11 protein-coding genes and 1 pseudogene are annotated in these 12,448 nt (G+C 73.5%); 3 read left to right on the top strand and 9 right to left on the bottom strand.

The window, feature by feature from the left end; translation table 11 throughout:
- Positions 1-121: 121 nt before the first annotated feature.
- The 5 genes and pseudogenes from pcaDC to ACWCPW_RS44005 form a co-directional block, all read right to left on the bottom strand.
- Positions 122-1,263, bottom strand: a pseudogene (pcaDC, locus tag ACWCPW_RS44025) (bifunctional 3-oxoadipate enol-lactonase/4-carboxymuconolactone decarboxylase PcaDC).
- Complete coding sequence (gene pcaB, locus ACWCPW_RS44020; RefSeq protein WP_449767253.1) at positions 1,260-2,621, bottom strand: 3-carboxy-cis,cis-muconate cycloisomerase; 1,362 nt, start codon at positions 2,619-2,621, stop codon at positions 1,260-1,262. Before pcaB ends, pcaDC begins: the two are co-directional and overlap by 4 nt.
- The gene (pcaG, locus tag ACWCPW_RS44015) at positions 2,611-3,195 is read right to left on the bottom strand and encodes a protocatechuate 3,4-dioxygenase subunit alpha (protein ID WP_449767252.1); all 585 of its coding nucleotides are present in this window, start codon (positions 3,193-3,195) and stop codon (positions 2,611-2,613) included. The genes pcaB and pcaG overlap by 11 nt, the downstream gene beginning before the upstream one ends.
- Complete coding sequence (pcaH, locus tag ACWCPW_RS44010; RefSeq protein ID WP_449767251.1) at positions 3,192-3,938, bottom strand: protocatechuate 3,4-dioxygenase subunit beta; 747 nt, start codon at positions 3,936-3,938, stop codon at positions 3,192-3,194. Before pcaH ends, pcaG begins: the two co-directional genes overlap by 4 nt.
- A gap of 10 nt (positions 3,939-3,948) precedes the next feature.
- The gene (locus tag ACWCPW_RS44005) at positions 3,949-5,136 is read right to left on the bottom strand and encodes a thiolase family protein (RefSeq protein WP_449767250.1); all 1,188 of its coding nucleotides are present in this window, start codon (positions 5,134-5,136) and stop codon (positions 3,949-3,951) included.
- 300 nt (positions 5,137-5,436) lie between these two features.
- Between ACWCPW_RS44005 and ACWCPW_RS44000 the strand changes: the two genes are divergently transcribed.
- On the top strand, positions 5,437-6,066 hold the full coding sequence (locus ACWCPW_RS44000; protein ID WP_449767249.1) for a hypothetical protein: 630 nt from the start codon (positions 5,437-5,439) through the stop codon (positions 6,064-6,066).
- Positions 6,067-6,117: 51 nt separating this feature from the next.
- Here the strand turns inward: ACWCPW_RS44000 and ACWCPW_RS43995 are convergent, their stop codons facing one another.
- The 3 genes from ACWCPW_RS43995 to ACWCPW_RS43985 all read right to left on the bottom strand — a co-directional run bounded on the left by ACWCPW_RS43995 (position 6,118) and on the right by ACWCPW_RS43985 (position 9,220).
- Positions 6,118-6,696, bottom strand: a complete 579-nt coding sequence (locus ACWCPW_RS43995; RefSeq protein WP_449767248.1) for a pyridoxamine 5'-phosphate oxidase family protein — start codon at positions 6,694-6,696, stop codon at positions 6,118-6,120.
- Between the two features lie 120 nt (positions 6,697-6,816).
- Entirely contained in the window at positions 6,817-8,346 is a 1,530-nt protein-coding gene (locus tag ACWCPW_RS43990) for a putative PEP-binding protein (RefSeq protein ID WP_449767247.1), read from the bottom strand.
- A 367-nt stretch (positions 8,347-8,713) separates the two neighbouring features.
- Entirely contained in the window at positions 8,714-9,220 is a 507-nt protein-coding gene (locus tag ACWCPW_RS43985; protein ID WP_395864291.1) for a MarR family winged helix-turn-helix transcriptional regulator, read from the bottom strand.
- 214 nt (positions 9,221-9,434) lie between these two features.
- On the opposite strand from ACWCPW_RS43985, the gene ACWCPW_RS43980 reads away from it, so the two are divergent.
- Together ACWCPW_RS43980 and ACWCPW_RS43975 are read left to right on the top strand one after the other, a co-directional pair.
- Positions 9,435-10,196: an SDR family NAD(P)-dependent oxidoreductase gene (locus tag ACWCPW_RS43980; RefSeq protein WP_449767246.1), complete on the top strand. Its 762-nt coding sequence runs from the start codon at positions 9,435-9,437 to the stop codon at positions 10,194-10,196.
- 79 nt (positions 10,197-10,275) lie between these two features.
- Complete coding sequence (locus ACWCPW_RS43975; protein ID WP_449767245.1) at positions 10,276-11,577, top strand: cytochrome P450; 1,302 nt, start codon at positions 10,276-10,278, stop codon at positions 11,575-11,577.
- Here ACWCPW_RS43975 and ACWCPW_RS43970 read toward each other — a convergent pair.
- Positions 11,555-12,406 (bottom strand): YidB family protein, encoded by an 852-nt coding sequence (locus ACWCPW_RS43970; protein WP_449767244.1) that lies wholly within the window; start codon positions 12,404-12,406, stop codon positions 11,555-11,557. The two genes, ACWCPW_RS43975 and ACWCPW_RS43970, sit on opposite strands and share 23 nt — an antisense overlap.
- Between the last annotated feature and the right edge of the window lie 42 nt (positions 12,407-12,448).

The following is a 12,448-nucleotide window of genomic DNA, read 5'->3' as shown; positions in this document are numbered from 1 at the left end:
AGGACTTCTCGTTCGGTCGGGGACTTCCATTCAGTGGAACCCACATCCCCCGACCCGCCAAATCCCCGACCCGCCCGAGGGACGAGACCCGGCCAGCCGCGGGCCCCGCCGCCCTGCCCGCCTACTCGCCGAGTTCGGTCCGCACCCGTTGGGCCACCGCGAACGCGCTGTTGGCGGCCGGCACTCCGCAGTAGATCGCCGTCTGCAGCAGCACCTCCTTGATCTCGTCCCAGCTCAACCCGTTCGTCCGCGCCGCGCGCAGGTGCATCGCGAGCTCGTCCATGTGGTTGTGCGCGACCAGCGCCGTGAGCGTGACGCAGCTTCGGGTGCGTCGGTCCAGGCCGGGTCGGGTCCAGATCTCCCCCCACGCGTAGCGGGTGATCAGGTCCTGGTAGTCGGCGGTCAGCTCGGTGGTCCCCGCGACCGCCCGATCCACATGCGCGTCGCCCAGCACCTCGCGGCGCACCCGCATACCCTCCGCGTGGCTCACGCGCGCACCGCCGTCAGGTGCGCCAGCATCGCCGACGTGACCACGTCGGCCTGCTGGATGTTCGCCAGATGCGCCGCGTCGGCGACCTCGAGCAACCTCGCGTTCGGGATCCCGGCGGCGAGTTCACGAGCGTGCTCCAGCGGCGTCGAGGGGTCCCGCTCCGCGCCGATCACCAACGTGGGCACGGTGATCCGGCCCAGCTCCGCCCGCAGGTCGTAGTGCGCCAGCGCGTCGCAACAGCCCGCGTAGCCCCCGGGCGGGCACCGGTACAACATGTCCAGAATCCGCTGTACGGCGGCCGGCTCGCGCTCGACGTACTCGGGCGTGAACCAGCGTTGGATCACCGTGTCGGCGAGTTGCCGCATGCCCCGCGCCCGCACCGTCGCGGCCCGGTCCAGCCACGCCCGCGGCTCGCCGAAGCGCGCCGACGTGCAGCACGCGATCAGCGCGGTCAGCCGCTCGGGATGCCGCGCGCCCATCCACAGGCCGACCGCGCCGCCGAGCGAGACGCCGGCGTACGCGAACCGCTTGACGCCGTACGAGTCGGCCAGTGTGAGCACGTCGCCGACCAGGTCGCCGACCGAGGCCGTGCCCGGTACCGGGTGGGATGTGCCGTGCCCGCGCAGGTCGTAGCGCAGCACCCGGTGGTCCCGGGACAACTCCGGGATCTGCGCGTCCCACATGCCCATTTCGGTGCCGAGCGAGGGGCCGAGGATCAACACCGGGGCGTCGGCCGGGCCGTCGAAGCGGTGGTTGAGCGTGGCGATCGTCATTGGTCCTTCTCTTGGAACACGGTGCGATGGTGCGCGAGCGCCCGGTCGATCAGGGCCGGGGCCGAGCCGATGTAGGCGGCCGGGTCGAAATCCGCCTCGTGCAACGGCCCCAGCAGATCACGAAGGTGTCGACCGGTCCGCGCCGAGGTCCGGGACGCGTCGGCGAGCAGGCGCCGGGCCTTTGCCTTGCCGAGTTCGGCGGCCAGCTCGACGGCCAGCCGTTCGGAGACGATCTGCCCGCGGGTCAGCTCCAGGTCGGCCCGCATCCGGTCCGGGAAGACCTCCAGCCCCTCGGCCAGTTCGGCCGCGGTCTCGGCCGCGCCGCCCGCCAGCCGCAGCGCCGCGCGCAGCGGTTGCCACTCGGCGTGCCACGCGCCGGCCGGGCGCTCGTGTTCGGCGCCGGCCATCGACGCGATCAGCGTCGACACATACCCGGGCAGTTGCCGGGCGGCCGAGACGATCAGCACCGAGAGCACCGGATTGCGCTTGTGCGGCATCGCGGACGAGCCGCCCCGGCCCGCGCCGGCCGGTTCGGCCACCTCGTCCACCTCGGTCTGGCCGAGCAGCACGACGTCCCCGGCGAACTTGCCCAGTGCGCCGGTGACCTGCGCGAGCGCGCCGGCCAGGTCCAGGATCGGGGTGCGCAGCGTGTGCCAGGGCAGCACCGGCTCGGCCAGCGCGAGCTCGGCGGCGAACGGCGCGAGCAGCGCGATCCCGTGCTCGCCGAACGCGGCCAGCGTGCCCGCCGCGCCACCGAGCTGCGCGGGCAGCGTGGCACGCACCGCGCGGGTGCGCGTGTAGGCGTCGGTCGCCAGAACACACCACCCGGCGGCCTTGAGCCCGAAGGTGGTCGGCACCGCGTGCCGGCCCAGCGTGCGGCCCGCCAGCACCGTGCCCCGGTGCCGCTCGGCGAGGTCGGCCAGCGCGGCGGCGGTCCGGGCCAGGTCGGGCAGGATCGTCTCCAGCGCGCGGGCGGCCACCAGCATCGCGGCACTGTCCACGATGTCCTGGCTGGTCGCGCCCAGGTGCACGTGCTCGGCGGCGGCCGGGTCGATCGCCCGGACGGCCGCGGTCAGGTCGTGCACCAGCGGTACGACCGGGTTGCCCGCGCCGCGTGCCCGGCGGGCCAGGTCGACCGGGTCGAACCCGGCCCGCGCGCCCGCCTCGATCGCCGCGGCGGAGCCGGCCGGAATCAGCCCGATCCGGGCCTGCGCCCGGGCCAGCGCGACCTCGACGTCGAGCAGGGCCCGCAGGTGCGCCGCGTCGCTCGTGACCGCCTCGACCGCGGTCCCGGCCCGGACCGGCTCCAGCAGCCCGGCGTCGAACGAAGGCGCGTCGAACTCAGCGTCAAACAGCAAGGAAAACGGTCTCCTGCTCGCCCTGGATACGCACGTCGAAGCGGTAGGAACCGGATTCCTCCCGCACCGCGATCAGCGTCTCATGCCGCGTCGCCGGAACCACCGAGAAGAGCGGGTCCGCGTGGCGGTCGTCCTCGGGGAAGTACACGCGGGTCACCGCCCGGCGCAGCATGCCGCGCGCGAACACCGACATCGCCAGGTACGGGTTCGCGTCGGCGCTCGGTGCGCCGGGTCGCACCGTGGTGAACGTGTACCTCCCGAGCCGGTCCACCGCCGCGCGCCCCCACCCGGTGAATGTGGCGCCGTCGCGCGCGAACGAGCCCGGCGCGCGCGGCAACCGGCCCGCCGGGTCGGCCTGCCAGATCTCCAGGACGGCGTCCGGGACGGGCGCGCCCGCACCGTCGTACACACTCCCGTGCACCCGGATCGCGCCCGGGGTGTGCGCCGGGACCAGGTCAGGGCCGCCGGCGTAGGGCAGCGCGTAGCCGAAGAACGGCCCGACGGTCTGCGACGGGGTGAGCCCGCCGTCCCGATTCGGCGTGCCGCCGTTCGCGTCGGTCGGCCAGGTGTTCATCGATCCTCCGTCGGGGTCGCGCTCGCGCCGCCGAGCACGATGTCCCACCGGTAGCCGAGCGCCCATTCGTTCTCGGTGGTGCCCATGTCGAACGCGGCGATCATCCGGCGCCGCGCCTTGTCGTCGCGGACCGAGTTGAAGATCGGGTCGTACTCGAACAGCGGGTCGCCGGGGAAGTACATCTGGGTGACCAGGCGCTGGGTGAAGGCGGTGCCGAACAGCGAGAAGTGGATGTGCGCGGGACGCCAGGCGTTGTGGTGGTTGCGCCAGGGGTACGCGCCGGGCTTGATGGTGACGAAGCGGTAGTTGCCCTCGGCGTCGGTGAGGCAGCGCCCGGCGCCGGTGAAGTTCGGATCCTGCGGCGCCGGGTGTTGGTCGCCTCGATGCCGGTAGCGCCCCGCCGCGTTCGCCTGCCACACCTCGACGAGTTGCCCGCGCAGCGGGCGGCCGGATGCGTCGAGGACCCGGCCGGTGACGATGATCCGCTCGCCGAGCGGTTCGCCGACGTGTTGCCGGGTGAGGTCGAAGTCGAGCGGGTGTACGTCGTCGACGCCGAATACCGGCCCGGTGAGTTCGGTGTCGCCACTCGGCGCGAGCACCAACGGCTGTCGGGGGCTGCGCAGTTCGGTGCTCTTGTAGGCGCCGAAGTCGAACTCCGGAAGTCTGAGCGGGGGTTGCCGGCGCGACGATCCGCCGTCGGGACGGTGTGGGGCGGCGAGGGGCCGCGGTTGTGGGCTGCTCATGGGCGGGTCCTCACTTCTCCAGCGTGACGGCGAGGCCTTGGCCGACGCCGATGCACAGCGCGGCCATCCCGAAGCCGGCGCCGCGCCGGTGCAGTTGGTGGGCGAGCGTGCCCAGCACCCGGGCGCCGGACGCGCCGAGCGGGTGGCCGAGGGCGAGCGCGCCGCCGAGCGGGTTGACCGAGGCCGGGTCCAGGTCGGCCCATTCGCCCAGGCAGGCCAGCGCCTGGGCGGCGAACGCCTCGTTGAGTTCGAGCACGTCCAGGTCGGCGAAGCCGCGACCGACCTTGGCCAGCGCGCGGCGGCCCGCCTCGACCGGGCCGATGCCGAAGTACCGCGGTTCGACGGCGTGCACACCGCTCGCGGTGATCCGGGCCAGCGGTTCGCGGCCGAGTTCGCGCAGTCCCGCCGCGTCGGTGACCAGGACCGCGGCGGCGCCGTCGTTGAGCGGCGAGGCGTTGCCGGCGGTGATCGTGCCGTCCGACCGGAACGACGGCTTCAACGTCGCCAGCACCTCGGGCGTACTGCCGGGCCTGATCGACTCGTCCCGGGAGAGTTCGACGCCGGCGACCGGCACCACCTCGTCGGTGAACGCGCCGGCGGTCCACGCGGCGTCGGCCCGGGCGTGCGACGCGGCCGCGTAGGCGTCCTGCGCCGGTCGGCTCACCCCGTACTTCGCGGCGAGTGCCTCGGTGGCCTCGCCGAGGCCGACGGTCCACTCGGCGGGCATCCGCGGGTTGACCAGCCGCCAGCCGAGCGTGGTCGAGTGCAGTCTCTCGTGGCCGGCCGGATAGCCCTTGCCGGGCTTGGCCAGCACCCACGGCGCGCGCGACATCGACTCGACCCCGCCCGCGAGCACGATCGACGCGTCGCCGACCGCGACGGCGCGCGCGGCCTGGATCACCGCCTCCAGGCCGGATCCGCACAGCCGGTTGACCGTCACGCCGGGCACCGAGGTGGGCAGGCCGGCCAGCAGCACGGCCATCCGCGCCACGTCCCGGTTGTCCTCGCCGGCCCCGTTGGCGGCGCCGAGCACGACGTCGTCGATCCGCGCGGGGTCCAGTCCGGGCGAGCGGTCGACCAGTGCGCGCAGCACGGTCGCGGCCAGGTCGTCCGGCCGCACCCCGGCGAGCGCGCCGCCGTAGCGCCCGATCGGCGTTCGTACGGCGTCCACGAGATAGACGTCCCTGAGCCCGTTCATCCGGTCTCCCCTGTGGCGGCGGCTGCGATGTCCTACCCCACAAGGTGCCCGGTCGGGGCAGGTCGGACGCTGCTCCTCTTCCGCTCACCGGAAGCCACCGATCCCGATCGCGCCCGGCCCCGCCCGGTCGCGGGCCGGATCCCGCGCGCCGGATCCCGCGCCGGATCCCGCGCCGGGTCTCGCGCCGGCCGGGCGCGGGATTCTTTGCCCGCCCGCGACCACCGTGCCCCGGCCGCGCCGCTAACCTCTGATCGCCCCGTCGCGTCGGCGGCGGCGGCCCCACGGGGAGAGGTGACGCGCATGGCGGTCCGCAAGGCGACGATGCAGGCACAGATCACGGAAGCGGTGGCCGCGGCCAACCCGGGCGACCAACCACTCTCCACGATGTTCGTGGTGCGCGGCCCGAACCCGATGTTGTTCGCGCTCTTCGGCGCGATCGGCGCGCTGATCGGGGCGTCGATGTCCGACTACTACTTCCTCACCGTCACCCGGCAGGGCGTGATGTTCCACCGCGCGAGCGCGCTGTCCAGCCGGCCCAAGGAACTCGCCTACGCACTGACCCACGCGCAGGCCGGCGCGCTGCTCTCCGACCTGAAGATCAACGCGACCTGGAGCCGGATGTACTTCCTGTTCCCCGGCCGGGACAAGCCCGCCAAGCTCAACTTCCCGCGCCCGTGGCGCACCGAGGGCGAGTGGATCTTCCGCTTCCTCACCGACGCGTACGCGGCCTCCGGGGCGCCGCAACAGCCGTACGGCGCGCAGGTGCCCCCGCAGTACGCGCCGCAGCAGCACCAGTACCCGGGCCAGGCACCGCAGCCCCCGATGGTCCCGAACCACCCCCCGGCTCCGCCCGTCGGATATCCGGGCCAGGCGCCGAATCCGTACCCGGCCGGCCCGCCGACACAGCCGGGCGGCCCGTATCCCGGCTGAACCCGGCCGGGCGCGATCGCAGGGGGATCGAAGACACGCCCCAGGGCGTACCTAGCCGCGCAGTGGCATCGGGAGCGGCACCGCCGGCAGGCCGTCGATGCTCGCCACGTTGTAGGGCTTGCCGGCGGTGTACTCGACGAACTCCTCGTCGGTCTTGCGGGACATGAACTCCTCGTGCAGCGTCCGCTCCTCGCGGTAGTCCATGAACGGGACCGCGTAGCCGCAGGTGTCGCTGATCAGGTTCGCCCGCACGACCACCACCGCACGCAGTCCACTCGCGTCCGCGTCGCCGAACCGGGCCACCAGGTCGGCGAAGCGCGGGTCGTCGCGGAAGACCGCCTCGCCGACCCCGTGCACCCGGACGATCTTCGGCGGCCCCTCGAACGCGCACCACATCAGCGTGATCCGGCCGTTCTCCCGCAGATGCGCGATGGTCTCCGCGTGGCTGCCGCCGAAGTCCAGGTAGGCCACAGTGCGTTCGTCGAGCACGGCGAGCGTGCCGGCGCGGCCCTTGGGCGACACGTTCACGTGCCCGTCCTCGGCGAGCGGCGCGCTCGCCACGAAGAAGACCGGCTGCGCCTCGATGAACTTCCGCAGGCGGTCTTCTATCCGCGTATATGTCTTTCCCATGTCCGCATTATCCGAGCCGGCAACGATCAGCCCCATCGAATCGTCGGGCAATCCCGATATACGGACAGAGATCTCACTCTTCGGACACTGTGGCCCGGCTCCCGCTCCCGACACCGCACGTCAGCAAGCCCGCACCGCCGCCCGCACCCGCGCCAGCGCGGTCGGGGCCACCGAGACCGCGTCGCAGCCGAGCCGGACCAGATGCGGCAGCACCACCGGATCCGCCGCCGCGTCGCCGCACAGCGAGACCGCGCGACCGCGCGCGTGCCCCGCCCGGATGGTCTGCGCGATCGCGTCCAGCACCGCCGGGTCGGCCGCCGAGGCGGGCGTCAGGCGCGGGTCGTCCCGGCTCAGCCCGAGCAGCCGCGAGGTCAGGTCGTTGGTGCCCAGGGCCAGGAAGTCGGCGTGCTCGGCGAGATCGTCCACCTGGTCCAGCACCTGCGGCAGTTCCACCATCGCGCCCAGCGGCGGCGGCGCGAGACCCAGGTGCGCGCACGCGTCGGCGAGCAGACCCCGGACGTGCTTGATCCGCCGCGGGTGGTCGACCATCGGCAGCAGCAGCGCGACCTCGACGCCGGTATCCGCCGACGCGCGCATGATCCCGCGCAGCTGCGCGGTCAGCGCGTCCGGTCCGGGCAGGGTGATCCGCCGGTCGTGCAGAAACGGCGGACGCTTGTCGCCGGTGAAGTCGAGGGTGCGCACCACCACCGGCCCCGGCGGCACCGAGGCCAGCACCGGCGTCAACATCGCCACGTGCCGCTCCTCGTCGGGCCAGCCGGACTCCTCTGCCAGGAAAGGGAGTTCGGTACGCAGCAGGCCGACCCCCTCGGAGCCCGCCTCGACCGCCGCGAGCGCGTCCGTGACGGTCGCGACGTTCGCCCGCACCCGGATCCGCCGCCCGTCCCGGGTCATCGCCTGACCGGCGCCGCCCCCGGGCACCCGCCGTTGCGCCGGGATCGTCCGCACCCGCGCACCGGCGTTGGCCTCGACCGTGCCCGCCTCGCCGTCCACCAGGATCAGGTCCTCGGCGAGTTCGGCCAGCGCCGCGATCGGGATGCCAAGCACCAGCGGGATCCCCAACGAGCGGGCCACGATGGCCAGATGCCCGGTCTGCCCACCGCGCTCGGAGATCGCCGCGGCCGGTCGGGCGCCGCGCAGCAGGTCCATCGCGGCCAGTTCCGCGCCGACCAGCACCGCCGGTGCTCCGCCCGCGAGTTGCCCACTCGTGGGGTCCTCGCCGCGGAGCAGCGCCTCGGCCTGACGGCCCACGTCGCGCACGTCCACCGCGCGCTCGGCGAGCAGTTCGTCGTCGAAGCCGGCCACCAGGTCCGCGAACTCGCGCACGGCCTCGGCCAGCGCGTCGATCGGTGCCAGGCCCGCCGCGAGCTGCCGGGCCGCGCCGTCGCGCAGTTCCCGGTCGCGCGCGATCAACGCGGCGAACTCGACGATGTCGGCCTCCGCCGACCGCCCTCGGGTCCGCAAGGCCCCGGCCAGGTCGTCCATGTGCCGGGCCACGGTGTCCAGCGCCTCCGGGATGCCGGTCGGCGCGGCGGGGGCGATCGCGCCGCCCGATCCCGCGACGCGCGCCGGCACGAGGCGGCCGACCGCCGAACCGGGCGCGGCTCCCGTGCCGCGCAGTACCACGCTCACGCGACGCCCGCGCGGTCGTGGCCGGCCCAGTGCAGCTCTCCCACGGTGCGTCCCCTTCTTCCCTCTTCGTCCAACCCGCCGCACGTCGGCACGCGCGCTTGTGGGCACGCGAGTTCGACCCGGCGAACGACAACCACCCGGTCCCGCGTCACAGTCTGGTGGACGCGCGGACCGTGTCCAGCCGAGTCGCGCGCAAAGGGGGCGGATGGGGACGGTGGGACACGCGGAAGGGGAAGTGGGGGACGTGCCCGGGGAATCGGCCCGCGGCTCGGTCGTCCCGGCTCGCCCCGGCGCGTCAACGGGGCTCGTCCGCCTCGGTCGAGCCCGGCCGGGAATCGGCTCGCGGCCCGGTCGGATTCGGCCGACCTCAGCCGGGCTCGTCCGCCTCGCGGAAACGAACGGCGGAGAGGTCGTCGACGAACCGGCCCATCAGCGTGCCGAGCGTGGCGAGATCCTCGTCCGTCCAGCCGGACAGCGCCTCCTCGAAGTGCCGATCGCGCACCCGGCGGAGCCGGCGCACCACACCGCGCCCCTTGGGGGTGAGCCCGACCCGGGTGATCCGACCGTCGCGCGCGTCGGTGGTACGGGTGACCAGCTCGTCCGCCTCCAGCTTGCGCAGCTCCCGGCTGACCAGCGACATGTCCATCCGGGCCAGCTTGGCCAGGTCCCCGATCGCCAGCCCGCCGCCGCCCGCCTGCAACCGGGTCAGCAGCACCACCGCGGGCTGCGAGACCTGCGCGCGCGAGGCACTGGTCAGTTCGCCGTGCACGCGGCGGCTCTGCTGGAGCCGGATCAGGCGCTCCAGCGCGGTCTGGACGTGGTGCCGCGACTCGTGTCGTTCCGGAGGAGTGGGCGACTCGGCTGACGGGGGCACTGGACGAGTCCTCCAGGAGGGGAACAACGCCATACGGTTTCGTATGGCGGAGGCGGGCGTTCCACAGTCTAGGTGCGCACGCCGACCTCACAGAAGGTAATTGATGGAGTCCAGCATTGACACGTGTAGGGGCCGATGGTTGGCTGCGCGCGTCAAGATCGACGCCGCGAGAACCCGCCGTCGTCGAGCCCATCGACCACCCCGGGGGACCCGCGTGTTCGCACTCGACGGCAGGACGGCACTGGTCACCGGCGCGGGCCAAGGCGTCGGCGCGGGCATCGCCCGGCTGCTCGCCGCGCGGGGCGCGATCGTCGCGGTGAACGACCTCGACGCCGAGCGCGCCGAGCACACCGCGGAGACGATCCGGGCCGCCGGCGGTCGCGCCTTCGCCGCCGTGTTCGACGTGACCGACGCCCGGGCGGCGCTCGCCGCGGTACGGGCCTTCGAGCGGGCGGTCGCGCCGATCGACATCCTGGTCAACAACGCGGGCAACGGCGGCGCCGAGGGCTTTCGCCCGACCGTGTTCCGCCGGAGCGCGCCCGAGGACTGGCAACGCTTCGCCGACGTCAACCTGTTCGGCGTGATGGCCTGCACCAAGGCGGTCCTGGACGGGATGTGCGCGCGCCGCTTCGGCCGGGTGATCACCATCGCCTCCGCCGCCGGCGTGAGCGGGCAGAAGTTCGGCATCTCGCTGTACGGGGCCGCGAAGGGCGGCGCCATCGCGTTCATGCGCCACCTCGCGATGGAGAGCGCGCGCGACGGCGTCACCGCCAACACCATCGCGCTGGGCCTGATGGACCCCCGCCCCAGCGGCCGCGAACTCGCGCACACCGCCGACCAGGCCGCACACATCCCGGTGGGCCGGCTCGGCACCCCCGAGGACGCGGGCGCGGCCTGCGTCTTCCTCGCCTCGGACGAGGCCGCCTGGATCACCGGCCAGACGATCCAGGTGAACGGCGGCGCGATCACCACCTGAGAGCCCTGGATCGGCGGACGCATGTGTGCTGCACTGATATCCGAACCCGCGGGTAACAACGCGTGATCGGAGTGACGGCATGGCAGCCGAGGCGGCTGGACCGAGCACGACCGACCCCAATCCCAGGACCTGGCCCACCGACGTCCCGCTCACCGACCTGGACTTCTGGTCGGGCCCGTTGGCGGACCGCGAGGCGGGCTTCGCACGGCTGCGCGACTCGTGGCCGATGCCGTACTACCCGGAACCGGAGAGCCCGCTGGAGCCCGGCCCCGGCTTCTGGGCGCTGACCCGACACGCGGACGTCGCGGAGGCGACCCGCCGCCCGGAGGACTTCTGCTCGAGCCGCGGCGCCACCCACATCCCCGACTTCCCGCCGGGGTTCGGCGAGTTCTTCGGGTCCATGATCGAGATGGACGATCCCCGGCACCAGCGACTGCGCCGGATCGTCGCGCGCACGTTCACGCCCAGGATGATCAAGAAGTTCGCGGACGACGTGGACCGCACCGCCCGCACCATCGTCGACGAGGTGGCCGAACGCGGCTCGTGCGACTTCGTCACCGACGTCGCGGCCCGACTGCCGCTGCGGGTCATCTGCGACATGATGGGCGTGCCGGAGCGGGACCACCGCTTCGTCTTCGACCGCTCCAACGTGATCCTGGGCGTCGCGGACCCGGAGTACGTCCCGCAGGAGGGCGGCGGCCACATCGAGGCGCTGCTCACCGCGGGCGCCCAGCTCGCCGAACTGATGAAGGACCTGGCCGAGTTCCGGCGCGGCACACCCACCGAGGACGTCACCTCGGCACTGGTGAACGCGGAGATCGACGGGGAGAGTCTGAGCGGGGACGAACTCGCTTCCTTCTTCATCCTGTTGCTCACCGCCGGCAACGAGACCACCCGCAACGCGATCTCCCACGGGTTGTCGCTGCTGACCGAGAATCCGGACCAACAGCGGCTCTGGCTGGGCGACTTCGAGCGGTACGCGCCGACCGCCGTGGAGGAGATCATCCGGCTCGCCTCGCCCGTGGTGTGGATGCGGCGCACCGCCACCAGGGACACCGAACTGAACGGCAAACGGGTCCGCGACGGCGACAAGTTGCTGCTGTACTACTGGTCGGCGAACCGCGACGAGGCCGTGTTCGCCGACCCGGGGCGGTTCGACATCACCCGCGACCCGAACCCGCATGTCGGCTTCGGCGCCCGCGGGCCGCACTTCTGCCTGGGCGCGCACCTGGCCCGGCGGGAGATCACGCTGCTGTTCCGGGAGTTGCTGACCCGGCTGCCGGACATCCGGGTGGTCGGCGAGCCGCGGCGACTGCGGTCCAGCTTCATCAACGGCATCAAACACATGGACTGCGAGTTCACACCGGCTTCTCGGGCCTGACCGCCGACCCGCGCTCGGCACCCGCCCCGAACTCGGCACCCGACTCCGACTCGGCGTCGGGTGCGGCCTCGGCCTCGGCCTCGGCATCCGACGCGGGCCGGTCCTCGGCCGCCGACCCGGGCTCGGCGTCCGACTCCGACTCGGCCTCACCCTCCGACCCGACCTCACCCCCCGCCGCGGGCTCGCTCTCCTCCGCGGGCACATCCCCCGACTCCGCGGGCACATCCCCCGACTCCGCGGGCACGCCCCCCGCCTCCGGCTCGGCCGCCGACTCGTCTTCGAACCCGGCCTCGCCCACAGCGGCCTCGCCCGAGACCGGCGCCTCGCCCGAGACCGGCGCCTCGCCGGAGACCGGGGCCGGAACCGAGCCCGCCGCCGAAGCCGGGGGAATCGGCCCCGAACCCGCCGCGGCAGCCGCCGGATCGATCAGCGCGTCGATCTGCCCGGCGGCCGGCAACTCGCCCTCGGGCGTCATCGCGTCCACCACCCCGGGCAACGTCGCGGCGAGCGCCGCCGCGGTCTCCTCCTTGGTCATCCCCGCCTCGCCGGCCAGCCGGACCATCTCGTCCTCGCCGAGCGCGTCGGTGATCTCCTTGCCGCTCACCGGCTGGTTGCGTCCGGTCTCCACCCAGGACTTGGCCTGGTCGCCCAGGCCGCCCGCCTGAAGGCGCCGCATCAGCGCGCCGAGGCCGCCCGAGTCGCCCTGCTTGGTCAGCATGCCCAGCACGACCCGTACGAGTCCCTGGTGGCCGCTGCCGCCCCGTCCACCGAGGAGTCCGCCCAAGAGGCCGTCGAGCCCACCGGGAACACCCATTCCGCCGCCGCTCATCCGTCCACTCCCTGCAGAGGTCGCCGCATCCGGCTCTCATAG

The organism is Embleya sp. NPDC001921, assembly GCF_053594475.1.
This window is presented reverse-complemented; position numbering and strand designations above follow the sequence as displayed.